The sequence below is a fragment of the Pseudomonas sp. P867 genome, from assembly GCF_019891455.1.
In the GTDB taxonomy this organism is placed as follows: Bacteria; Pseudomonadota; Gammaproteobacteria; order Pseudomonadales; family Pseudomonadaceae; genus Aquipseudomonas; species Aquipseudomonas synxantha_A.
Genome location: NZ_JAFLXB010000006.1, coordinates 197,007 through 221,036, shown reverse-complemented (window position 1 = coordinate 221,036; position 24,030 = coordinate 197,007). Strand labels below are relative to the sequence as shown.

General features: G+C 61.7%; 22 protein-coding genes. 8 read left to right on the top strand and 14 right to left on the bottom strand.

Going from position 1 to position 24,030, the window contains the following annotated elements; all coding sequences use genetic code 11:
- Positions 1-82 precede the first annotated feature (82 nt).
- Both J1G33_RS13690 and trmA read left to right on the top strand, forming a co-directional pair.
- Complete coding sequence (locus J1G33_RS13690) at positions 83-1,378, top strand: NCS2 family permease (RefSeq protein ID WP_005791636.1); 1,296 nt, start codon at positions 83-85, stop codon at positions 1,376-1,378.
- Complete coding sequence (trmA, locus tag J1G33_RS13685; RefSeq protein ID WP_078822381.1) at positions 1,375-2,454, top strand: tRNA (uridine(54)-C5)-methyltransferase TrmA; 1,080 nt, start codon at positions 1,375-1,377, stop codon at positions 2,452-2,454. The genes J1G33_RS13690 and trmA overlap by 4 nt, the downstream gene beginning before the upstream one ends.
- A 70-nt stretch (positions 2,455-2,524) precedes the next feature.
- Here trmA and J1G33_RS13680 read toward each other — a convergent pair whose 3' ends face one another.
- The 9 genes from J1G33_RS13680 to J1G33_RS13640 all read right to left on the bottom strand — a co-directional run bounded on the left by J1G33_RS13680 (position 2,525) and on the right by J1G33_RS13640 (position 13,272).
- Entirely contained in the window at positions 2,525-2,980 is a 456-nt protein-coding gene (locus tag J1G33_RS13680; protein ID WP_078822382.1) for a DUF2442 domain-containing protein, read from the bottom strand.
- On the bottom strand, positions 2,977-3,405 hold the full coding sequence (locus J1G33_RS13675) for a DUF4160 domain-containing protein (RefSeq protein WP_032879383.1): 429 nt from the start codon (positions 3,403-3,405) through the stop codon (positions 2,977-2,979). Before J1G33_RS13675 ends, J1G33_RS13680 begins: the two co-directional genes overlap by 4 nt.
- A 135-nt stretch (positions 3,406-3,540) precedes the next feature.
- Positions 3,541-4,869, bottom strand: a complete 1,329-nt coding sequence (locus J1G33_RS13670) for a TolC family outer membrane protein (RefSeq protein WP_223018220.1) — start codon at positions 4,867-4,869, stop codon at positions 3,541-3,543.
- A complete protein-coding gene (locus J1G33_RS13665) occupies positions 4,866-6,191 on the bottom strand; it encodes an HlyD family type I secretion periplasmic adaptor subunit (RefSeq protein WP_223018219.1) in 1,326 nt (441 codons plus the stop codon). Before J1G33_RS13665 ends, J1G33_RS13670 begins: the two co-directional genes overlap by 4 nt.
- The gene (locus tag J1G33_RS13660) at positions 6,188-7,936 is read right to left on the bottom strand and encodes a type I secretion system permease/ATPase (RefSeq protein WP_122734118.1); all 1,749 of its coding nucleotides are present in this window, start codon (positions 7,934-7,936) and stop codon (positions 6,188-6,190) included. The genes J1G33_RS13665 and J1G33_RS13660 overlap by 4 nt, the downstream gene beginning before the upstream one ends.
- Positions 7,937-8,106: 170 nt before the next feature.
- Entirely contained in the window at positions 8,107-8,727 is a 621-nt protein-coding gene (locus J1G33_RS13655) for a heme acquisition protein HasA (protein WP_032879376.1), read from the bottom strand.
- 81 nt (positions 8,728-8,808) lie between these two features.
- On the bottom strand, positions 8,809-11,466 hold the full coding sequence (locus J1G33_RS13650; RefSeq protein WP_223018218.1) for a TonB-dependent receptor: 2,658 nt from the start codon (positions 11,464-11,466) through the stop codon (positions 8,809-8,811).
- 222 nt (positions 11,467-11,688) lie between these two features.
- On the bottom strand, positions 11,689-12,687 hold the full coding sequence (locus J1G33_RS13645) for a FecR family protein (RefSeq protein WP_103734833.1): 999 nt from the start codon (positions 12,685-12,687) through the stop codon (positions 11,689-11,691).
- 63 nt (positions 12,688-12,750) lie between these two features.
- Positions 12,751-13,272 (bottom strand): RNA polymerase sigma factor, encoded by a 522-nt coding sequence (locus tag J1G33_RS13640; RefSeq protein ID WP_223018217.1) that lies wholly within the window; start codon positions 13,270-13,272, stop codon positions 12,751-12,753.
- A 205-nt stretch (positions 13,273-13,477) separates the two neighbouring features.
- On the opposite strand from J1G33_RS13640, the gene aroQ reads away from it, so the two are divergent.
- A complete protein-coding gene (aroQ, locus tag J1G33_RS13635; protein ID WP_005791645.1) occupies positions 13,478-13,924 on the top strand; it encodes a type II 3-dehydroquinate dehydratase in 447 nt (148 codons plus the stop codon).
- Positions 13,921-14,772, top strand: coding sequence for a shikimate dehydrogenase (locus J1G33_RS13630; RefSeq protein ID WP_187432799.1), 852 nt, complete (start codon positions 13,921-13,923; stop codon positions 14,770-14,772). Before aroQ ends, J1G33_RS13630 begins: the two co-directional genes overlap by 4 nt.
- Before the next feature lie 80 nt (positions 14,773-14,852).
- Here J1G33_RS13630 and J1G33_RS13625 read toward each other — a convergent pair whose 3' ends face one another.
- Together J1G33_RS13625 and quiC are read right to left on the bottom strand one after the other, a co-directional pair.
- Positions 14,853-15,518, bottom strand: a complete 666-nt coding sequence (locus J1G33_RS13625; RefSeq protein WP_032879366.1) for a TetR/AcrR family transcriptional regulator — start codon at positions 15,516-15,518, stop codon at positions 14,853-14,855.
- A gap of 75 nt (positions 15,519-15,593) precedes the next feature.
- Positions 15,594-17,495: a 3-dehydroshikimate dehydratase QuiC gene (gene quiC / locus J1G33_RS13620; protein WP_032879364.1), complete on the bottom strand. Its 1,902-nt coding sequence runs from the start codon at positions 17,493-17,495 to the stop codon at positions 15,594-15,596.
- Positions 17,496-17,721: 226 nt separating this feature from the next.
- Between quiC and J1G33_RS13615 the strand changes: the two genes are divergently transcribed.
- Positions 17,722-19,056: an MFS transporter gene (locus tag J1G33_RS13615; protein ID WP_148854033.1), complete on the top strand. Its 1,335-nt coding sequence runs from the start codon at positions 17,722-17,724 to the stop codon at positions 19,054-19,056.
- 1 nt (position 19,057) lies between these two features.
- Here the strand turns inward: J1G33_RS13615 and J1G33_RS13610 are convergent, their stop codons facing one another.
- Positions 19,058-19,936, bottom strand: coding sequence for a DMT family transporter (locus J1G33_RS13610; RefSeq protein WP_005791650.1), 879 nt, complete (start codon positions 19,934-19,936; stop codon positions 19,058-19,060).
- 184 nt (positions 19,937-20,120) lie between these two features.
- On the opposite strand from J1G33_RS13610, the gene J1G33_RS13605 reads away from it, so the two are divergent.
- The 3 genes from J1G33_RS13605 to J1G33_RS13595 are packed head-to-tail and all read left to right on the top strand — an operon-like array spanning position 20,121 to position 22,439.
- Complete coding sequence (locus tag J1G33_RS13605; protein ID WP_223018216.1) at positions 20,121-20,531, top strand: membrane lipoprotein lipid attachment site-containing protein; 411 nt, start codon at positions 20,121-20,123, stop codon at positions 20,529-20,531.
- A gap of 45 nt (positions 20,532-20,576) precedes the next feature.
- Positions 20,577-21,464, top strand: a complete 888-nt coding sequence (locus J1G33_RS13600; protein ID WP_032879358.1) for a neutral zinc metallopeptidase — start codon at positions 20,577-20,579, stop codon at positions 21,462-21,464.
- Positions 21,465-22,439, top strand: coding sequence for an alpha/beta hydrolase (locus J1G33_RS13595; protein ID WP_223018215.1), 975 nt, complete (start codon positions 21,465-21,467; stop codon positions 22,437-22,439). It abuts the gene before it with no gap.
- Between the two features lie 132 nt (positions 22,440-22,571).
- Here J1G33_RS13595 and J1G33_RS13590 read toward each other — a convergent pair whose 3' ends face one another.
- Both J1G33_RS13590 and tesB read right to left on the bottom strand, forming a co-directional pair.
- Positions 22,572-23,159 (bottom strand): HAD family hydrolase, encoded by a 588-nt coding sequence (locus tag J1G33_RS13590; protein ID WP_032879354.1) that lies wholly within the window; start codon positions 23,157-23,159, stop codon positions 22,572-22,574.
- A complete protein-coding gene (gene tesB / locus J1G33_RS13585) occupies positions 23,156-24,025 on the bottom strand; it encodes an acyl-CoA thioesterase II (protein ID WP_005791655.1) in 870 nt (289 codons plus the stop codon). Before tesB ends, J1G33_RS13590 begins: the two co-directional genes overlap by 4 nt.
- Positions 24,026-24,030 lie beyond the last annotated feature (5 nt).

The window sequence follows — 24,030 nt, the reverse complement described above, 5'->3', positions numbered from 1 at the left end:
AACCACAGGCGCTTGGCGCAGTTTGTGCTTTGACTTAGAGGTCAACAAATAACGACGCACAATAGCGTCACAGGGAGCCGGCATGCTGGAAAAGCTGTTTCAACTCAAAGCCCACAACACCAATGTGCGCACCGAGATTCTTGCGGGGATCACCACCTTCCTGGCCATGGCCTACATCCTGTTCGTGAACCCGAGCATCCTCGGCGAGACCGGCATGGACAAAGGTGCGGTATTTGTCGCGACCTGCCTGGCGGCGGCCATCGGTTCCACCGTGATGGGCCTGATCGCCAACTACCCGATTGCGCTGGCGCCGGGCATGGGCCTCAACGCGTTCTTCACCTACACCGTGGTCCTGCACATGGGCCACACCTGGCAGGTGGCACTGGGCGCGGTGTTCATTTCGGCGGTGCTGTTCTTCCTGCTGTCGATCTTCCGCATCCGCGAGTGGATCATCAACGCCATCCCACTGCCTCTGCGCTCGGCGATTGCTGCCGGTATCGGCCTGTTCCTGGCGCTGATTGCCCTGCATAACGCCGGGATCGTGGTCGCCAACCCGGCCACCCTGGTGGGCCTGGGCGACTTGAAACAACCGGCGCCAATCCTGGCGACGCTGGGTTTCGTCCTGATCGTCGCGCTCGAAGCCCTGGCCGTACGCGGTGCGGTGCTGATCGGTATCCTGGCGGTGACCATCGCCTCCATCGTATTGGGCTTCACACCCTTCATCGGTGTGACCTCGGTGCCACCCTCGCTGGCTCCGACGTTCCTGCAGCTGGATATCAAGGGCGCGCTGGATATCGGCCTGGTCAGCGTGATCTTCGCCTTCCTGTTCGTCGACCTGTTCGATAACTCCGGCACCCTGATCGGCGTCGCCAAGCGCGCCGGCCTGATGGGCAAGGACGGCCATATGCCGAAAATGGGCCGTGCGCTGATCGCCGACAGCACCGCCGCCATGGCCGGCTCGCTGCTGGGTACTTCCACCACCACCAGCTACATCGAATCGGCCGCAGGCGTGAGCGCCGGTGGCCGCACCGGCTTGACCGCCATCGTGGTCGCGATCCTGTTCCTGCTGGCGCTGTTCTTCTCGCCGCTGGCCGCCAGCGTGCCCGCGTATGCCACCGCGCCAGCCCTGCTGTTTGTAGCGGTGCTGATGAGCCAGGGCCTGGCCGAAATCGACTGGGATGACATTACGGTTGCAGCGCCGGTGGTGATCACTGCCCTGGCAATGCCCTTCACTTACTCCATCGCCAACGGCATCGCCTTCGGTTTCATCGCCTGGACCGCCATCAAGCTGCTTTCGGGCCGCTACCGTGAGCTGAACCCGGCACTGGTAATCCTGTCGATTCTGTTTGTGATCAAGCTGGGCTGGTTCAACGCATGACTTTTGACGCCGCAAGCTACACCGCTCAACTGCAAGACAAGGTCACGCGTTTGCGTGACCTGCTGGCACCCTTCGACGCGCCCGAACCGCAGGTCTTCGATTCGCCCTTGCAAAACTTCCGCCTGCGCGCGGAGTTCCGCCTGTGGCGCGAAGGCGGTGATCGCCATTACGCAATGTTTTCCCAGGACGACAAGCGCACGCCGATCCTGATCGAAGCGTTTCCGATTGCCAGCCAGCGCATCAACCAGTTGATGCCGCAACTCAAGGCCGCCTGGCAAGCCAGCGCCGCCCTGAGCCATAAGCTGTTTCAGGTGGAGTTCCTCACCACCCTGGCAGGCGACGCGATGATCACCCTGTGCTATCACCGCCCGCTGGACGAGCATTGGCACACCGCCGCGAACAAGCTGGCGGCTGAGCTGAATGTGAGCATCATCGGCCGCTCCAAGGGCAAGCGCGATGTGATCGGCCAGGACTACGTAGTGGAGAAACTCGAGGTCGGTGGCCGCACCTTCAGCTACCGCCAGCCCGAAGGCGCCTTCACCCAGCCCAACGGTACGGTGAACCAGAAGATGCTCAACTGGGCATTTGAAGCCTTGGGCGACCGCCCGGACGATTTGCTCGAACTCTACTGCGGCAACGGCAACTTCACCCTGCCGCTGGCCACCCGCGTGCGTAACGTGCTGGCCACCGAGATCAGCAAGACCTCGGTGAACGCGGCCTTGAGCAACCTCGATGAAAACGCGATCGGTAACGTCAAGTTGGTGCGCCTCTCCGCCGAGGAACTCACCGAGGCGCTCAATGAAGTGCGCCCATTCCGCCGCTTGCACGGCATCGACCTGAAAAGCTATGAGTTTGGCAGCGTATTCGTCGACCCGCCCCGCGCCGGCATGGACCCGGACACCTGCGAACTGACCCGGCGTTTCGACAATATCCTGTACATCTCCTGCAACCCGGAGACGTTGGCCGCCAACATCGCGCAACTGCATGACACGCACCGGATTACCCAATGTGCGATGTTCGACCAGTTCCCGTGGACGCACCATATGGAATCGGGTGTGTTGCTGACCCGCCGATAAATCCGCGGGGCATCGACCCAATAATGTGGGAGAGGACTTGCTGTGGCGAGCCCCCTCCCACACGGGCTCTTCATGTGTCTGGTGTTTCTGGTACGTCCTTGCGTGGCCGCCCGCCCTTCTTGCCATTGGCACGGGCGGCGGCGGATTTGGCCGCGCTGCTTTTGCGACCATTGCGCGATGCCACCAGGCTGGTTGCCAGATCCATCAGCGGCTGGCTTGTAGCGATCAGGCCGGTAATCGAAACATCCAGGTCCTGAGCTTCACAGCTGATGGCCTTGCCACCGAACGTCACTTCCAGTTGCTGAAAGTCTTTCTCTGAAAACCCCTCGAACTCCGGCAGGCCAGCCACCGGCAACACCACGCGGCTGCCATCGCTGAAGCCGATGGAGAGGCAGTCGTTTTCATAACGCACATTGCTGGCGTTGGCGTACAGGCGCTTCAACCTGCGCCCTCGGGCGATTGCCTTGTCAACGTCGGCCTCAGTGAGAGGTACATAAGGTTTGACCTTAGCTTTTACGATCTTCATAAATTAATCCCCACGCAATCTGGCGCTCTTACCAGATTCAAAATAGTCCGTTGCTCGACAACGTCGTGCCGGGCGCTTGCGATGACGTAGACGCCCGGTCGAATGACCAACCCTGGAACCAACTCACCAGCGTCCCAATCCCAGGAATGATTCTCCAGACAAACCGTCTGCAGTTTTTCCCACCAAATCCTGCGTGCCCGCGCCAAGTAGTGCCGCTGCATGATCGCCTCGCGTATTTCCTTCAGTACCGACATGGGTGGCCGCCTCCGTTCAGGCTCTACGTCCCACAACTCAACATCCCCACCCAAAAAACTGAAGCGAAAGCGTGCATCCCATCCCTTGCCCCTGACATGCACATGGGGCGGGCAATGCTCATCCCTGATAAACACTGAAATCACGTAGCCTTTGTAAGCACCTACTCTCATCGTAACCCATCCGTTAGGTTATTTTCCGCCAGGTAACAATTTCCCTCTGCCACCCGACAACCGGCTCCTGATTCCCGAAGCTGTTTCACAGACTAGTAACCACAAAAAACCCGGCGAATGCCGGGTTGTAACCACTCATGCCGAGGGCCGGAAATACCCGGCCAACGCCCGCAAGTCCTGCTCGCTCAGCAACCCCGCGTAATACTTCAACTGAATGCGCGCCAGCAGGTACGCGTGGCGTGCATTGGCCAGGTCACGGCGGGCGGTGAACAGTTGTTGTTCGGCGTCGAGTACATCAAGGTTGACCCGCTCGCCGCCACTGACGCTTTTCTTCGTGGCGCTCACCAGCGCCGTGGCGGAACTCACTGCCATTTCATAGGCCCGCACCTTGGCCGCGCCGCTGGTGTTGAGGTTGAATTGCTTGCGCAACTCCACCAAGGTTGCGGCGGTTTGCGCGTCCAGCTCGTATTGAGCCTGGGACAATTGGTTGGCCGCCTGACGGGTAGAGGCTGAGACCGAGCCACCGGCAAACAGCGGCAGGCTGATCTGAATGCCGACGCTGTTGGTGTCGTACTTCTGGTTGTAACTGCTTTCTGAGTCGGAACTGGTCTTGCGACTGGTCGCGTACAGGCTGACCTTGGGCAAATGCCCGGCGCGCTTGCGCTCCACTTCATAAGAGGCCACGTCGAGCGCGTGGTGCTGGGACTTGAGTTCGGGGTTGTTGGCCATGGCCAGTTCACGCCAGGTTTCGAAACGGTTGGGCTCAAGCGGCGCGATCTCGAATGAGCGGGCCAGGGGCGCCAGCTCTTCGATGTGCAGCGGCTGGCCGACAATGGCTTCCAACTCACGTAAAGCGCCGTCCTGGGCATCCACGGCTTCGATCTCTTCGGCCTGGGCCAGGCTCAGGCGCGCCTGGGTTTCAAGCACATCGGTACGCGTGCTCTCACCGCCTTTGAGCAGGCGGTCGTTGAGTTGCAGGCGCTCGGCAAACGTACGCTTCTGGGCACGGCTCAACTCGATGCGCTCTTGTGCCAGCAATGCCTGGCTGTAGGCGCTTAGTACCCGCACGGCCAGCTCCTGGCTCTTGCCGCGAAAGCGCTCGTCGGCCATCAACGCCTGGGCAGTACCTTGGCGAAAACGCGCATAGGCTTCGTAATCGAGCAGCGGTTGCTGCAAGGTCAGGGCCGAGGCGTAGCTGCGGTAATTGCGGTCGCTGGTGGCATTACCCACCGCCGTACTCTGGGTGACTTCGGACTCATTGCGCGAGTTGTTGTAGCTCCATGAAAGGTTCGACAGCAACGCGGCTCGACCAATCACGCGGTTTTCTTCACCGGCCTCACGCTCCTGGATCGCCGCCTGAAAGGTCGGGTCGTTGCGTAGCGCCAACTCATACACATCCAACAGACCCAGGGCGTTTGCCGCTGGCGTGCAACTTAAACAGAGGGTGAACAACAACGCCTTCATTCTTCCACCAGGGCCATATGGGTACGGTCCAGCAAGGGTTTGAACAGGTAGTTGAGCATCGAGCGCTCGCCGGTCTTGACGAAGGTTTCCACCGGCATCCCCGGACGGATCTGCACGCCGTCCAGTTGCTGCATACCCGCTGCGCTGACCTGGGCCCGTAGCGTGTAATACGGCTCATCAGTACGCTCATCGACCTGGCGGTCGGCCGAGACCAACGTGACCTCGCCCGCCACCCGTGGCGTGGTGGATTGGTTGAATGCCGAAAACATCAACTCAACCGGCAAGCCCGGGTGCACCTTGTCGATCATCTGTACCGGCACCCGCGCCTCCACCCACAACGGCTCTCCCTGGGGCACGATGTCCATCAGGGCCTCACCGGGCTTGATCACGCCGCCCTCGGTGTATACCTGCAACCCCACCACCACGCCGGATGCCGGAGCACGAACCAGGCTGTTGGCCAGTTCGAACTCGGCGGAGGCCAGGCGATTGCGCAAGTCCTCGCTGCGGGTGCGAGTCTCGGCCAACTGGGTGCGCAGATCTTTCTGGAAGTCTTCGCCCAACTGGCGGATGCGCAAACGCAACTCCAACACCTGGCGCTGCAACTGGCCGATACGCCCGAAATCCTCGGCGATGGCGCCGTCGATCTGCGCATACAGCCGCTCGCTGTCGAGCAGGCGATTGCGAGGGATGTAGCCGTCGCGTGCCAGTTCGCGCAGGCCCTGAAGCTGTTCACTCAACGCCGCCCGCTGTTGCACTTTGCTCGCTTGGGAGGCCCGCGTGCCGCGCAACTGCGCCTCAAAGCCGGCGATGGTTTCGCGCAGGCCCGCCTGTTCAGTGGCCAGGGCCTGGGCACGGCTCTGGAATAACTGGCGTTGCAGGGTCAGGGTGTTTGCGACGTCGGGATCGGCCAGCAGCTCGGGGCCAAATGCAATGGCCGGCAAGCCTTCGCTCTCGGCACTCAAGCGCGCTTCGCTGGCCAGCGACGCCAGGTATTGGCTGCGCAGTGACTGCATCTGCCCGCGCAACGGTGTTTCTTTCAGGCGCAACAACACCTGGCCTGCGCGTACCCGGTCACCGTCACGCACTTCGATACGCTCGACGATCCCGCCCGCCGGGTGTTGCACCGTCTTGCGATGCCCCGACACCATGACCTTGCCCGGCACCGCCACGCCCTTGTCCAACGGTGCCAGCGCCGCCCAGCCAAGAAAGCCGGCAAAGCCTCCAAGCACCAGCCACCACCCCAGGCGCGAATATTTTTTGTCATCCAGCGCCAGCACGTTGTGCGGCGGCTCACTGACCCATGCAGCTTTGCTCTGGCTCATGCGGGTTTTCCTTCACCGAAGCGGTAGCTCATGCTCATGCTCGACACCGGCTTGCTGGCCACAGGTTTTTGCCGCGCCTCCAACACCCGCGCCGTCGGGCCGAACGCCTGCATCTGGCCGTCCTTGAGGATCAGCAACTGGTCGGTCAGGCTCAGCACATTGGGTTTGTGGGTGATCAGAATCAGGGTGCGGCGCTGTTGCTTGAGCTGGGCGATGGCTTGCAGCAGCGCCTGCTCGCCCACTTCGTCGAGGTTGGCATTGGGCTCATCCAGCACAATCAGCGCCGGCAGGCCGTACAGCGCACGCGCCAGGGCCACCCGTTGTTTTTGCCCGCCGGACAAGCCTGCGCCGCCCTCGCCCAGTTGCGTGTCGTAGCCTTGCGGCAGTTGCAGGATCAGCTCGTGCACGCCAGCCATTTGCGCCGCAGCGAGGACTTTGTCGGCCTCCACCGTTTCAAAACGCGCGATGTTTTGCGCAATGCTGCCCGCGAACAGCTGGATGTCCTGGGGCAAGTAACCGATATGCGGGCCCAGTTGCTGTTTGTCCCACACGGCCAGGTCGGCGCCATCCAGGCGCACCTTGCCGGCCAGCGGTGCCCAGGCCCCCACCAGCACCCGCGCCAGGGTGGACTTGCCGCAGCCCGAGGGGCCGATCACACCGAGCACGTCACCCGCCGGCAGGCTGAAGCCCAAGTTGGCCAGCGCGGGCCGGCGGCTGCCGGGGGCGCAGGCGCTGATCTGCTCCAGGCTTACCTGGCCCTTGGGCACTGGCAGGCTCATGCGTGCCGGTCGCGCCGGGTTATCCTGCAGCATCAACGACAAACGCTCATAGGCCAGGCGCGCCGAACCCCACTGCTTCCACACGCCGATCAACTGGTCGATGGGGCTGAGCACGCGCCCCATCAGGATCGACCCGGCAATCATCATCCCCGGCGTAATGTCGCCGTTGACCGCCAACCAGGCGCCCAAACCCAGCACCAGCGATTGCAGGGCCAGGCGTACGCCCTTGGACCAGGCTGTGACCACCGCAGTCTTTTCACTGGCCAGGTTCTGCTGCACCAGAAACGCCTGGTGCTGGCTGAACCAGCGCCCGCGCAGTGTGGCGAGCATACCCATGGCCTCGATGGTGTCGGCATTGCGCAGGTTGGCCGTGGCCTGCTGACTGGCACTGATCGACAGTTGGCTGGCCAGGGCCATCGGCGCCTGGCTGACATGGTGGTTGGCCCACGCCAGCGCGATCAGCAGCAGCGCACCACCCAGCGCCAGCAGGCCCAGCCAAGGGTGGAACAGGAAGATCACCAGCAGGTACACCGGAAACCACGGCGCATCGAAAAAGGCGAACAGCGCCTGGCCGGTGGCGAACTGGCGCAAGGTGGTCAGGTCGTGCAGGGCCTGGCCCGCGGCCTGGGTGCCGCCCTTGAGTTGCGCTTCATAAGCGGCGTCGAACACCCGCTGGTTCAAACGCATGTCCATCTGCGTGCCGAGGCGAATCACCACTTGGCTGCGCACCCACTCCAACGCCCCCATCAAGGCGAACAGGCCGAGGATCATCAGCGTCAGCATCAGCAGGGTCATCTGGTTGCCGGAAGCCAATACCCGGTCGTACACCTGCAACATGTACAGCGCCGGGGCCAGCATCAGCAGGTTGATCACCGCCGAGAACAGGCCGATGTTGAAGAAGGCGCTTTTATAGGCCGTGAGTGCAGCCAGCATCTCATTCGCGCGCTTGGCACCGGGCCGAGTCATGGAGGTTGTCCCATTGAAGAGTCAAGCAAGGGCTCGCCCGGTGCGTTGACAGCACCTGCGGCGTACCCACAGAATTTGCCCCCGCCGCCGCCCTGGCCTTCGAAAACTCGGGCGGCGACGGGGTTTCAACCAGGCCGGTGAAGGCGTGAGCTTTCATCGGCTTTTTTGCATCAGGCGGCCAGGGCGAAGTCTTGCGGCGCATCCTGAATCCCGACCAGGCCCACATCGGCAGCGGCGAACGCAGCCGAATCCTGATGCGCCACACCGGCGGCGGCCAGTTGGTCGAAGGTGGAGTTGACCGACAGGCTTGGGTCGATGCCCTTGAGCAAGGTGTCGATTGCCGAGGCCAGCGCCGAACTGTCACCGCTCATCAGGCCGTACACGATTTTGTGCACCTGGCCGTCACGGCCTTCGGATTGCAGACTCGACAGGCCCAGGTTGGTGAAGCTGACTTCCTGGTTGGCGATGCTGTAGCCACCGCTGGTTGCGCCACCGGCAAGGGTATCGCCCAGGGTCAGGCCATCGAGCGAGCCCCACAGGGTGTGGGTCGGCGGATTGAACAAGGTGTAATGCAAGCTGCCTTCGGCAACCACTGCCGCATCACTGACGCTGCTCGAAACGCCATATTGGGTGCCGTCGAACGGCCCAGGATTGAAACCACCGGTGTTCACACCCTCTTTGACCGAACCTTCACGGTGGTTGAGATCACCGAAGTAGGCCGACCAATCGCTCAGGTACTGGGCGACGGTGCTAGCGGCGTAGGTCGTGCTGTATGAAATAGAAATGCTCATGCAAAACTCCAAGTCATTGGGTGGTCACTCCGCAGCAAGCAATTGCCTGCTGTGGTTTTGCCCGTTACTGGGCAAAAGCGGTCAGAACTGATATTCAACGGTGCCCTGCAACGTACGCCCACGGCCCAGGGTGAAGGCCAGCACATCGCCCAACGGCACCAGATAGGCGCGATCGGTGACGTTTTCCATGGCCAGGCGCAGGGTCAGTTGATCGGTGGCGCGGTAACTGCCGTAAAAGTCATAGACGGTGTAGGGCTTCCAGTCGGCGGGATAGACGCCGGTTTGCGCGGTGGTTACCCCGGCGGCGCCTTTGACGTAGTAGCCGGCGCTGTAGCGAGCGCGCACGCCCACATCCAGCTTGCGTTCAAGGAACCGTGCGCCCAGGGTGGCGGTGCCACGGTCCATGGGCATGTGTTCGGAAGAGCCCAGGATCGCGCTGCAACCCACGCCAGCATTGGCCGCATCGTCCGGTACCATCGCATCCACCGGCGCCCGGTTGCCGGGCCGCTTCTGGGTTTTGGTCACGCCGCCGAGCCAGGCGGTTTTGCTGCAGAACTTGTTGCTGCCGAGCATCCGCGTGTAGTTGAACTGGCCGTAGGCAAAGCCGGCGTCGTAATCGAGCTGGTACTCAAGGCCACGAAAACGCGTGGTTTCCAGGTTGTTGACGTAGGCCGCACTGCCGATATTGACGTTGCCATAGCCGGGTGGCTGCACGCCCAGGGCCATATAGGAAAAGTCATCGACCCGGGTGTTGAAGTACGACACTTTCATGCCCGCGCGATCATCGGCGAACAGCAGGTCTTGCTTGAGCACATTGAACCCGACTTCCCACGCAGTGGATCGCTCCGGCTTGAGGTAGGGGTTGGGGAGAATCGACTCCGAACCACCGCCATGGGGCCGACCGCTGACCAGGGCTTCGGTCACCGCCGGCGGACGCCAGCCCTTGCCGTAGGTGGCGAAGAGCTGCAACCAATCGACGCCGGGCTTGATCGACAGCCCGAAGGTCGGGGAGAAGCGGCCCTCCTCGCGATCCACGTCGTAATTGACCGGCACCCCAATCTGGCGGGTGGTGCCGAGGATGAACGTGCGGGTGTTCAAGCCGGTTTCGCCGCGCAGCCGATAGCGGTCATAACGCAAGCCGGCGTTGAGGTTCAGCCAACCGTCGTAGTCCAGATCCAGGCGCCCGAACACGCTGCCCATCGCGCGGTCGCCTTTGGGCGTGATGCTTTCCGCCGCCGACGCCGTCAGCGCCGAGCCGGCTTCTACGGCCTGGTTGGAATCGGGCCGAACCTTATCGTAGAAAAACTCCAGCCCGTAGTTGGCCTTGAGTGCGGCCAGCTCGGTCAGGGCAAAGGTCGAGGTGTTCTGCGCCTGCACGCCATAGGTATTGGTTTGATAGGTAACGTCGTAACCCTTGCTGATCCCCCTGGCCAGCGTGGATTGGTCATTGCGCGTATCCACATGGTAAAGCTTGGCCTTGAAGTCGATCAGCGGGTTGTCCGGTGCATAGCTGTAATCCAGCGCGAAGTTCTGCGCCTTGACGTTGCTGCTGCCGAGCTTTTCCCACAACTGGGACTTTTCGGCGGTCATCATGTTGACGTCGTCGTAGTCGACCTCGGTGACCAGGTAGCTCAGTTGCAGACGCTGATCAACTGGCAGGTTGAGCCCCAGCTTGAGCAGGCGCGAGCGCATCACCGAGCCTGAATAGGCGACCGTGCTGTGCTTGATGCGCTCTTCACTGGCCGGCATGTACGCCGCACCGGTACGCAGCTCGCCGATGCTGCCCTTGGTGCCGGGGTTGTAATCGCCCAGGTGACGCTCACTGGCGGCCACCAACATGTCCCACACGTCGGTCCCCACGGCAAACGCCGAACTGCCGATAAAGTGCGTGCCGTTGCTGCGCCCGCCCAACCCGGTGGTGAGGCGAATGCGCCCGCCGATTTGCTTGCCGTCCTTGAGCAGGTCGGCGGCCTCCACGGTACGGAAATTGGCCACCCCGCCAATCACGCCCGCCCCGCCTTGGGTTGAGGTCGCGCCCTTTTCGATCACCACTTCGGACAACAACTCGGGGTCGACATACAGCGTGCCATTGCGTTGCTGGTGGCCGCTCTGCTGGTAATTCTGGCGCATGCCATCGACCGACATATTGACCCGGCCATAGTCCTGGATACCGCGGATATTCACGGACAGGCCAGGGTCTTGCTGGCTGACGGCGGAATAGACGCCAGGCGCCTCTTCGAGCATCTCGGCAGCATGGCGTGGCGGGTTGCGGTCCAGTTGCTCGCGATCGACCACGCTGACCGAACGTGGTGTTGAATACACCCAGTCCTGCTTGTGCAGGCCGGTGATGGTGGTGGTGCCCAAGGCCAGCGCTCCGGCCTGTTGCTCGACGCGGGTCAAGGTGACCTGGCGCTCGCCGGTGAAACGATATTCAACCGGTGCGGCACCCAGCAGGCGGCCAAGACCTTCCTGCACGTCGAAGCTGCCCTTGAGCGCGGAGCTGCTCAACCCTTGCAGGCGCTGGCTGTCGAACAGCACTTGCAGGCCCGCCTGATCGGCGAACGCCAGTACTGCACTGCCCAGGGATTGCGCAGGAATGTCGAACCTCAACACAGCAGATTGGGCTGCGCCAGCCGCAGGGTGCACGGCATGCACCGGCGCGGCGACGGCAAACAATCCCAAGTGAATGGCCAGGGCCAACCGGCTGCCGGTGATACGCCCCTTGGTGAGTGCTGACATGTGTGGTTATCCCTGCGCTAAGCGTTTTTTGTTTATGCGAATGCTTCTCACCTAGCAAGACGCGCGAGACGCGAGAAGTCAGTAAGGCTTTTTAGAAATTTTTAATGAGGGTTTGAAAACCAGCCCGCGTGTGGCGGGGGAGCTTGCTCCCGTTCGACTGCGCAGCAGTCGCAAGCAAGCTTGCTCGCCACAGGACAGAGCTGCTGCCGATAACGCGAAAGGTCAATAGATCAGGCTGAGGCCGGCCAGGTCCAAGCGTTGCACTTGAAGTTCCTGGGTCAGGGTGGCGAGTGCGCTGTCGAGCATGTCCAGGCGGAAGACACCGCTGACTTCGCGCTCACCCAAGGCCGCGTCGGTCAACACTACCCGCCCGGGGCGGTAACGGTTGAGTTGCTCGATAACCTTGGCCAACGGCTGGCGGTCGAAGATCAACACACCGCGCCGCCAACTGGTGGCGCGATCCACATCAAACTGATCAAGGCTGACCACGCCGTCACTTAGGCTGTAACGCGCAGCCTGGCCTTGCTGCACAACGCGCTCGACCGGGCCTGTGGTCGGTGAGGCCTGCATAGACACCTCGACGCTGTGCTGCAGCACACCGACCCAGGCCTGGCTCTGGCCCTCACGCTCGACCACAAACCGCGTGCCCAGCGCCCGGGTCTGGCCCCCGGCGCTGTGCACCACGAACGGCCGGGTTTCTTCGCCTTTCATCGGCGCCACATCAAAAACCGCCGAGCCCTGGAGCAGGCTGATACCCCGCTGCACGCCATCGTAATCCAGGCGAATGGCGCTGGCGGAATCCAGCTCCACCCTACTGCCGTCCGCCAGGTGCACCGTGCGCACCTCTCCCTTTTGCGTGACGTAGTCGGCCTGCATGTGCAGCAACACGTCGGGCCCGCGTAGCCAGCCGACGCCGGCCACCACCACGACCAGCGCCACAGCGGCTGCACGTTGCCATGGCCTTCTGCGTTTGGTGCGGCGCACGGGCGGGGTCGGCGCGGCTGGCCGTTGTCGGTGTACGGGCTCGTCCTTATGTACTTCACCCAATGCCGCCCAGGTCTGCTCGGCAAACCGCAGCGCCCCTTCGTGACGGCTGTCGCGGGCGATCCACTGGCGCAACTCGGCCTGCTCCTGTTCGCTCAGGGCACCGGCGTGCAGGCGCACCGCCCATTCGGCAGCCGCCTCGGTAATGCTGTGCTGTTGCGGACCCTGGCTATTCACGTGTGAATCTCGAATTTTCGTTATGTAGACGCTCTGACGTCTGGCCTGGCATTTTTCGGTAATTCATTCGTCGGATGGCGCCACCTCGCCTTCCTGCAAGCGCTGCATCACATAGGCCAACGCCTTGGCCAGATGCTTTTGCACTGAGCTGTCGGAGATAGCCAGGTGCCGGGCGACCTGGGCGTGGGTCATGCCTTCGATACGGTTCAAGCGAAAAATCTGCTGGGTGCGCTCCGGCAGTTCCGCCAGTGCCTGCTTCAATGCCTGTCGCTGTTGCTGCGCCATTGCCTGAGCCTCCAACCCGGCCACGTCACTTTCGATCTCGGCCAGCGCCTCATGGGGCACGGTGTCGGTCTTGCGCCGCGCTTCCTGACGAATATGGTCGATCAGCAGATTGCTTGCCGTTCGATAGAGATAGCCCTGGGAGTTGTCGATGCGCTCACCGGCCGGTTTTTCCGCCAGCCGCAGGAAGCTCTCCTGCACCAGGTCTGCGGCCAATTGCGGGTCCCGTACCTTGCGCGCCAGATACCCGCGCAGGGTATCGGCGTGCTTGAGAAACAGGCCCTTGAGATCCACGTCCGACAAACCGACTCCCTGGAATGTATAGGAAACAGGCGGGCATCTTAAGCGTTGTCGAGAATGATTTTCAATTGATATCTAATCTGATCGGGCCGTAAGAGGTTGTTGATAACAGTTCGATAACCGCACATATCCGCTGCGATCAATTGACCAAACTAACCAACCAGTACATTTTACCCACATAACCAATAAGAACTGTGGAGATCCCGCTATGCCGCCCATCGTGCTGGTGCTCAACGGCCCCAACCTCAACCTGCTCGGCACCCGCGAGCCGGCCACTTATGGCCATGAAACCCTGGCTGACATCGCCGCCCTGTGTGGTCGCAGCGCTACTGAACTCGGGCTGAAAATCGAGTTTCGCCAGACCAACCACGAAGGCGAACTGCTCGACTGGATCCACGGCGCCCGTAACCGTTGTGCGGGTATCGTGATCAACCCGGCAGCCTGGACCCACACCTCGGTCGCGATCCGCGATGCGCTGGTGGCCAGTGAAGTGCCGGTGATCGAAGTGCATTTATCCAACGTGCACGCGCGCGAAGCGTTTCGTCAGCATTCATTTGTATCGCCCATCGCCAAGGCCGTGCTGGCCGGGTTTGGCAGCCACGGCTACCACCTGGCGCTTGAGCACTTCAGCCAGACACTCAAGGGACGCGCCTGATGAAACCGCGCATTCTCGCCGGCCTGATCGGCGCCGGTATCCAGGCTTCCCGCACCCCTGCCCTGCATGAACTCGAGGGTGACGCCCAGGGCCTGCGCTACCTGTATCGCCTGATCGACCTTGAGCCGCTGCACCTGGACCTCGACGCCCTGCCGGAATTACTGCGGGCCGCCGAGCTGATGCACTTCAACGGGTTGAACATTACCTACCCGTGCAAGCAGGCGATCCTGCCCCTGCTTGATGACTTGTCCGACGAAGCCCGGGGCATTGGTGCAGTCAACACCGTGGTGTTCAAGGACGGTAAATGGATCGGCCACAACACCGATTGCCTGGGCTTCGCCGAAGGGTTTCGCCGCAACTTGCATGACGTTGCCCGCCGACACGTGGTGCAGATGGGCGCCGGTGGCGCGGGCGCAGCGGTGGCCCATGCACTGCTGGCAGAGGGGGTCGAGCACTTGAGCATTTTCGACGTGGACGCCTCCCGCGCCCGCGACCTTGTGGATAACCTCGCGCAGCGCTTCGGCCCTGGTCGTGCCCAGGTCGGCACTGATCTGAAAAATGCGATGGCCGAGGCCGATGGTTTAGTCAATACCACGCCGATGGGCATGACCAAGCTGCCCGGCACACCGGTCCCCGCTGCGTTGTTGCGGGCAGGGTTGTGGGTTGCGGAAATCGTGTATTTCCCGCTGGAAACCGAACTGCTGCGCGACGCCCGCGCATTGGGTTGCCGCACCCTGGATGGCGGCAACATGGCGGTGTTTCAGGCGGTGAAGGCGTTTGAGTTGTTCAGCGGTGAAGTGGCGGATGCAGACAGGATGCTGGCGCACTTCCAGAGCATGAATGGCTGACTGCCGAAACAGAGTTCAAATGTGGGAGGGGCGGTGCGACGATTCGACTTGCCCCCTCCCACATTGGCCCAGCGCTGAACTCAGGCTTGCAGGTAGCGCAACACCGACTCGCAGATCATCTCCCGGTGCCGGTGCTTGATCGCCTCATCCGACAGTTCGATCTGGAATATCTCGCTGAAGGTATGCCGGTTGGAGACCCGGTAAAAGCTGAACGAATTGATCAACAGGTGCACGTCCAACGGCTCCAGCCCTTCGCGAAACAACCCCAGTTCGGCGCCACGGCGCAAGGTCTCGCCCAGCCCTTCGAGGATCTTGCTGTTCATCGCCTTGATGGTCTCGGTGCGTTTGACGTACTCGGCGTTGTGGATATTTTCGATGCTGACGATGCGCACGAAATCCACGTTCTGGTCATGGTGATCGAAGGTGAATTCCACCAGCCGGCGAATCGCCTCACGCGGCTCCAGGGCCGTGAGGTTCATGCGGGTTTCAGTGTTGCGGATATCGCCGTAGAGCTTCTCCAATACCTCGACGTATAACTGCTCTTTACTGCCGAAGTAGTAATAGATCATGCGCTTGGAGGTGTGGATGCGCTCGGCGATGGCGTCCACTCGAGCGCCGGCCAGGCCCTGTTGAACAAACTCGACAATGGCTTCCTGGAGAATATTCTCGCGGGTCTTTTCCGGATTGTTCTTGCGACTCTTGCGCGGTGCGTCAGCTACCGCGGGGAGATCGGGACTCGGGGTCATGGTGCGCTCACGGCCATTGTTTGCAAGCGCTGATTATGGGCCGCGGCGCTTCCCGAAGGAAGCACCTGCCTGCGGTTATAGCCGGGCCTGGCGTACCGCCCCACTGCGCGACTTGGCCATCGCCGCCAGACGCACCGCTACGTTGGCCGCGCCGTAGCCGGCATAGCCGTTCTTGCGCTGGATGATCTCGAAGAAAAACCGCCCTTCGAACGCCTCGGTGTACACATGAAACAACTCACCGCCCTGGGCGTCGCGGTCGTACAGCACGTTGTAATACGCCAGCTCACTGAGGAACTCATCGTCGAAATCGAAGCGCGCCGCCAGGTCGTCGTAATAGTTGAGTGGAATATCCAACAACGGCACGCCGGCCTCTTTGGCCCGGCGCACCTCGGCGAAAATATCCGCACAATCGAAGGCAATATGGTGCACGCCCGAACCGCGATAGCTGGAAAGCGCGTGGGAAATCGCCGTATTGCGGTTTTCGGAGATGTTCAGCGGCAGGCGAATCGAACTGCAACGGCTGCGCAACGCACGGCTCTTCACCAAGCCGTAGGGGTCGGGCAGCACCACTTCGTCATCGGCTTCGAAATCCAGCAGGCTTTTGTAGAACAGCACCCAACTGTCGAGGCTGTCCGCCGGCAGCGCCATGGCCATATGATCGATGCGCAACAAGCCACCGCTGGCGGGTGTGGCCACTTGCAGGTTGAAATCGGTGTCGTACAGCCCGCCTTCGCTGGGGTCCACCAGGTAGATCAGGCTGCCGTCCGGCGCACGCACCGCGGCCAATTCCAGCTCGTTGGGGCCGACCAGGCCGCGATAAGGCTGGCCCTTGTAGGCCACCGCACGCTCCAGGGCCTTGGCGCTGTCCTTGACCCGAATCGCGGTGGCGCACAGCGATGGGCCATGGGCCTCGAAAAAGTTGTGGGCGAAAGAATAGGGTTCGCAGTTGAGGATCAGGTTGATGTCACCCTGGCGCAACAGGCTCACATTCTTCGAGCGATGCTGACCGGCCTTGGCGAAACCCAGGCGCTCCAGCCAGTGGGTCAGTTTGGCGCCGAGGCTTTCATCCACGGCAAATTCAAGAAACTCGATACCGTCATATTCGCTGGCCGCCGGGGTTTCAAACAGGATGTCCACGGGCGCAGCGGGGGCTTGTTCAGCCAGGCGTTGGCGGGTTTTTTCTTCCAGGTATAACAGTGACCGCAAGCCATCCGCCGCATTCGCCCGAGTCGGCGCGGCGCGGAAACCGTCGTTGAAAATTTCCAGGGACAACGGCCCGGTGTAGCCACTCTGGATGATTGGAGCAAGAAAGCCCGCCAGGTCGAACTCGCCCTGCCCCGGGAAGCAGCGGAAATGCCGGCTCCACTCCAGCACATCCATGGCCAGGATCGGCGCGTCGGCCATTTGCACAAAGAAAATCTTGTCGCCGGGGATCTGCGCAATGGCGCTGGGGTCGCCCTTGAGCGACAAGGTGTGGAAGCTGTCGAGCAACACGCCCAGGCTTGGGTGATCGATCTGGCGCACCAGGTTCCACACCTGCTGCCAGGTGTTCACATGCTTGCCCCAGGCCAATGCTTCATAGCCGATGCGCAGGCCGCGCTTGCCCGCGTGTTCGGCCAGCAGGCTCAAGTCATCGAGCAGAATACGTTCGTCGCCCACGCTGTCGGCCGAGGCATTGCTGCACACCAATACCAGGTCGGTGCCCAGTTCCTGCATCAAGTCAAACTTGCGCTCGGCGCGCTCCAGGTTGCGCGCCAGGCGGTCGCGGCGGCATCCTTCGAAGTCGCGAAACGGTTGGAACAAGGTGATGGCAATGCCCAGGTCGGCGCACATCTGCCTGACTTCCCGGGGGCTGCCGTCGTAATACAACAAATCGTTCTCGAAGATTTCCACCCCATCAAACCCGGCGGCGGCAATAGCCTCAAGCTTTTCCGGCAGGGTGCCGCTCAAGGACACAGTGGCAATAGAACGTTGCATGGAAGACTCCCGGCAATTGTTGTTTGTGGCAAATTATTCGCCCCCAGCCTACAGGCAGCAATTAAAATGTACGAACCGGTTAGTTTTTGGTGCGATTATCGAACACTATGCCCCTTTGGCGAATTGACGACTTTTTAACCACTGCGCACCATCGACCGGGCAATTCGCTCATGTAACAAAGACCCAGAACACACCATAAGAATTTCAAAAAAACGGGTACGACCTCATGCCTCTGCAAAATCCAGCCCTGGCCACGCGCCCGGGCAACCCGCACGCCGGCATCGGCGACAAGATCCGCGGTGCCCTGGCCGTGGGTAAAACGCGCTGGGGCATGCTGGCCCTGGTGTTTTTTGCCACCACCCTGAATTACATCGACCGCGCCGCCCTGGGCGTGATGCAACCGATCCTGGCCAAAGAAATGAGCTGGACGGCGATGGACTACGCCAACATCAACTTCTGGTTCCAGGTCGGCTACGCCATCGGCTTTGTGCTGCAAGGTCGCCTGATCGACCGCGTAGGCGTCAAGCGCGTGTTCTTTTGCGCCGTGCTGCTGTGGAGCCTGGCCACCGGCGCCCACGGTCTGGCCACTTCGGCGGTGGGCTTTATGGTCTGCCGGTTTATCCTCGGCCTGACCGAAGCCGCCAACTACCCCGCCTGCGTCAAGACCACACGTTTGTGGTTCCCGGCGGGTGAACGTGCAATGGCCACCGGCATCTTCAACGCCGGCACCAACGTCGGCGCGATGATGACACCGATGCTGCTGCCGTTGATCCTGCACGTGTGGGGCTGGCAGGCGGCGTTCCTGTGCATGTCGGCACTCGGCGCGATCTGGCTGGTGTTCTGGGGGTTGAAGTACTACAACCCGGAAGACCACCCAAGCGTTAAACAATCGGAACTGGACTACGTGCAACAGGAAGTCGAGCCCGAACAGCCCCGCGTGCCGTTCAGCCGCATCCTGCGTATGCGTGGCACCTGGGCCTTCGCCATCGCCTACGCGCTGACTGCGCCGGTGTTCTGGTTCTACCTGTACTGGCTGCCGCCGTTTTTGAACCAGCAATACAACCTGGGCATCAACGTGACGCAGATGGGCATTCCGCTGATCATCATTTACCTGACCGCCGACTTCGGCAGCGTGGGAGGCGGGATTCTGTCGTCATTCCTGATCGGCCGCGGGATGAACTCGATCAAGGCGCGGCTCTTGTCGATGCTGCTGTTCGCCTGCTGCATAGTCGGTGTGATCATGGCGGCCGGCTCCAGCCAGCTGTGGGTCGCGGTGTTCGCCATCTCCCTGGCCATCGGCGCCCACCAGGCCTGGACCGCCAACATCTGGAGCCTGGTGATGGACTACACGCCCAAGCACATGATGAGCACGGTGTTCGGCTTCGGCGGCATGTGCGCGGCCATCGGCGGCATGTTCATGACCCAGATCGTCGGCCATATCCTCACGGTGACCAACAACAACTACACAGTGTTATTCACCCTGATCCCGGCGATGTACTTCATTGCGCTGACGTGGATGTACTTCATGGCACCGCGCAAGATTCCTACCGTCGACCTTTGACCTACCTGCGCCGCTGCTGCCAGGCAGCGGCCAACCCGCTCATGCAGATCACCCCGATACCGACCACCGTGGTTGTATCGGGGGTATGGCTGAACACCAGCCAGCCCAACAACCCCGCAAACACAATCTGGCAATAGCCAAACGGCGCCAGCAAGGCCGGCGCCGCAAAGCGGAACGCCTGGGTGAGCATCAGGTGTGCCGTCATCCCGCAGGTCCCCAGTGCCAGCATCAGCACGCCATGCCACAGGCTCGGCACCTGCCAGAAGAACGGCACCATGGCGCTCATGACCAGGGTATTGCACAGCCCGGCGAAGAAGTTGCTGGTGGTCGGCGTATCGAACTTACTGAGGATGCGCGTCAACAGTTGGTAAAAACAGAAGAACGTCGCCGAACACAACGGCAACAGCACCGCCGGCGTGAACAGTTCGCCGCCGGGATGGATGATTACCAACACCCCGATAAAGCCGCAGATCACCGCCAGCCACTGGCCGCGTGTCACATGTTCGCCCAACAGCGGCACCGACAGCGCTGTCACCAGGATCGGCGCGAGGAAGTTCACCGCCGTGGCTTCGGCCAATGGGATGTAGTGCAATGCGGCGGTGAAAAACAGGCTGGTGCCCAACAGGCACAAGGCACGTACCACCTGCATACCCGGGCGCTTGCTGCGCAGCACGCGCAAGCCTGATTGCGGCAGGAAGATCCCGGCCATCAGCAGGGTGTGCACCAGGTAGCGCGCCCACACCACCATCACAATGGGGTAGAACCCGGCCAGGTATTTGGACAAGGCGTCGTGGCTGGAGAACAGGAACGTCGCCACCACAATCAGCAGGATGCCTTTGAAGGGATGGTTGACGCCTGAGAGGGGGGTACTGACAGTCATGGAATTCTCTTGCTGGCGGGCTGAACGCGATGGTACTCAACCCGGTAATCTAGCAGCCGGGCCAGCGCCTGCTCCAAGAGCATAACCAAACAGCGGGCGAACAGCGCACTAAATCACTGGAATCGAGTCCAACCCTGCACGCTCGCCCAGGCGTTGCACACTTTTTAATCAAGGCCTTGCCGCTATGAAAAAAATCCTCTTTGTTCTGTCTGCCCTCGCCCTGCTTACCGCCTGCGATAAAGCCAAGGATGCCCCCAAGCCGGCGCCGCCGTCTGTACAGGCGACCCTGGTGCCGCAAACGCCCCCCACCGATCAATGGGTCGGCAAATGGATCGGCGTCGAAGGCTTGCACCTGACCATCGCCAAGGACGACAGCATCGGCCGCGGCCACTACCTTCTGACCATGCAATACGGCCTCGACGCCGACAGTTCCGGCACCTTCAAAGGTGAAGCGAACGAAGATGGCATCGCCTTCACCCGCCCCGACGGCCCGCAGCTGTTGCGCGCCGGAGACGGCGCCGCCACCGGCCTGAAATGGCTGGCGGATAAAAAAGACTGCCTGATCGTGACCACCGGCGAAGGCTATTGCCGTTAATACCGACCATAATCAATCACGGTTAGCACACAGAGGAATGCTCCCATGCTATGGAAAAAAGGCCGACGCAGCGACAACGTGGTGGATGCCCGCGATGACAGTGGCGGCGGCGGTGGCGGTATGCGCTTTGGCGGCGGCAAGGGCCTGAGCCTGACGGCCATTGTGCTGATCGTCGGCATTGGTTGGCTGACCGGCCAGGACCCGATGCAGATCCTTGGCCAGTTGACCGGCCAGATGGAACAGGCGCCGTCGGTGAGTTCGCAATCGCGCCAGGCGCCACCGGCCAATGATGAGCACGCCGATTTTGTGCGGGCGGTGTTGGGCGATACCGAAGACACCTGGGGCCAGGTGTTCCAGGAAAACGGCCTGGCCTACAAGAACCCCAAGCTGGTGCTGTTCCGTGGCCGGGTGAACTCCGCCTGCGGTGGCGCCACCTCGGCCAGCGGCCCGTTCTATTGCCCGGCTGACCAGCAGGTCTACCTGGACCTGGATTTCTTCCGCGAAATGTCGCAACGCTTCCAGGCCGCCGGCGATTTCGCCCAGGCCTACGTGATCGCCCACGAAGTCGGGCATCACGTGCAAACCCTGCTCGGCATCTCGTCCAAGATCCAGGCGGCGCGCCAACAGGGTCGGCAGATGGAAGGCGATGGCGGCCTGCTGGTACGCCAGGAGCTGCAAGCCGACTGCTTTGCCGGGGTGTGGGCCAATCGGGCGCAAAAACGCCTGAACTGGCTGGAGCCCGGCGATATCGAAGAAGCCCTGAATGCAGCCAACGCCATTGGCGATGACCGCTTGCAGCAACAGGGGCAAGGGCGCGTGGTGCCGGACTCGTTTACCCACGGCACCTCCGCGCAACGGGTACGCTGGTTCAAGACCGGCTTCGCACAGGGCCAGATCACTCAATGCGATACCTTCGCGGCCAAGAGTCTCTAAATGATCAAACGATTGGGGTTGCTGCTGGGTGTGTTCGTGTCCTGCTGCACCCTGGCGGCTGAACACGGCGTCAAGGTGGTCAGCCCCGATCGCTTTCATCTGGAGGCCGGCGACCTCAGCCTCGGCGTAAGCCAGGACTGGCGCCAGCCGCTGCCCAAGGTCACACGTGCGCTGATCATCGTGCATGGCCGCTTGCGCAATGCGCAGACCTATCTGCAAAGCGGTATCGACGCCGCCACCCATGCCGGGGTCGGCGGCACTACGCTGGTGATCGCGCCGCAGTTTCTGAATCAATCGGACGTGAAGCGTAACCATCTGGGCAATCAGGTATTGCGTTGGAAGGGCAACGACTGGATGGCTGGCGAAGCTTCCACCGCGCCTGGGCAGGTCAGTTCTTATGGCGCTCTGGACCAGATCATCAAGCACCTGGGCAACCGCAAGCTGTTCCCGGCGCTGAAGGAAATCGTGATCGCCGGGCATTCCGGTGGCGGCCAGGTCGTCCAACGCTTCGCCCTCACCGGCCATGACCACCCATTGCTGCAGAGTGAAGGCATCAGCCTGCGGTACGTGGTGGCCAACCCATCGTCCTACGCCTACTTCAGCCCGCAGCGGCCGGTGCCGTTCGATACGGCCAGTTGCCCAAGCTTCAACGACTGGAAATACGGCATGCAAAAACTGCCCGATTACGTGGGTGACCGAGGCGCCCAGCAACTGGAAAAAGCCTACGTCTCACGCGACATCACTTACCTGTTGGGCCAGCAGGACACCGACCCCAACCACCCGGCATTGGATAAAGGCTGCGAGGCCGAAACCCAGGGTGCGTATAGGCTGATTCGTGGGCACAACTACTTTGACTACCTCAAGCTGCGCCATCCGCAGTTGAGTCACAAGCTGGTGGGAGTGCCGGGGGTGGGGCATGACGGGGATAAGATGTTTACCTCGCCAGAGGGAGAAAAGGTGCTGTTCACGCAGTAATCACTGACGAAACCCAATAAAAATGTGGGAGCTGGCTTGCCTGCGATGACGGACTGTCAGTTGACAGAGTGTCAGCTGACCCACCGCTATCGCAGGCAAGCCAGCTCCCACATTTGATCTCCGTCGCCTGGGTTAGATCATTCGGCGCAGCGCCGCACAATCCTCGGCATGCCAATCCGCCAACTCCGGCCACGGGTTATCCGGCAAGTTCACCAACACCGTCCTGGCCCCCGCCGCCCGGCCACAATCCAGGTCAAAGCGATAATCCCCCACCATCACCATCTCGCTCGGCGCTACCCCCCAGGCCGCCGCCAGTTTCAACAGGCCACCCGGATCAGGCTTGTGCGGCGCGTCATCACGCCCCAGCACATCCTCAATGGCAAAGCAGTCCGCCAAGCCAATCGCATCCAGGGTGATATGGGCCAGCTCCCGCGCATTGCGGGTCAGGATGCCCAGGCGATAACCACGCCCGGCCAATTCCCTTACCAACTCAACGGCACCTTCGGCCGCGACCGAACCCAGCGCCAACTCGCGCTCATGCTCCAGCAACCAGGCATGTTTGGCTGCCGCAACATCCGCCGGCAATGCAGCCAGGTGCGTGAGGATGTCGTCCTCAGGCGCAATCTCCAACGCCACGCGAATGGCGGCAAAGTCATGCACTGCCACCGTCAGCGTGCCGTCCATGTCGAACACCCAATGTTTAACGTCTGACAGGCTCATGCCCAGTCCTTGCGATGGCGGATCAAGCCTTCCTGGGTCACCGATGCCACCAGTTGCCCGGCGCGGTTGTACACGCTGCCGCGGGAGAAACCCCGGGAGTTGCCGGCCCATGGGCTGTCCATGGCATACAGCAACCAGTCATCGGCGCGCAGGTCAGCGTGGAACCACAGCGCATGGTCGAGGCTGGCCACCTGCATGTCTTTCTGCCACACGGTCTTGCCATGGGGCAGCAACGAGGTGGTCAGCAAGCCGAAGTCCGAGGCATAGGCCAGCAGGTACTTATGCAGCGCCGGCGAATCCGCCAGGGCGCCGTCGGCACGAAACCACACGTACTTGACCGGGTCGGACGGCTGCGGGTTGAACGGGTCTTTTTCGGTGACCGGGCGCACTTCTATGGGCTTGGGGCACAGCAGCTTGTCGCGCATGTGCTCGGGGATCAGGTGCGCACGCTGTTGGGTCAGCTCCAGCTCCGACGGCAGATTCTCCGGGCCCACCACCACCGGCATGGTGGTCTGGTGCTCGAAGCCTGCTTCGTCGTACTGGAACGAGGTGGTACAGGTAAAGATCGGATGGCCCTTTTGAATCGCGGTGACACGGCGCGTGCTGAAGCTGCCGCCATCGCGCACACGGTCCACCGAATACACCACCGGCAACGCGGCATCGCCAGGGCGCAGGAAATAACCGTGCAGGGAATGCACATGCCGCGCTTCTTCTACGGTCTGGCTGGCCGCCGACAACGACTGACCCAGCACCTGGCCGCCGAACAACTGGCGAAAGCCCAGGTCCTGGCTACGGCCGCGAAAGAGGTTCTCCTCGATCGGCTCCAGGGTCAGCAAGTCCACCAGATCTTCCAATACTTGGCTCATAGAGC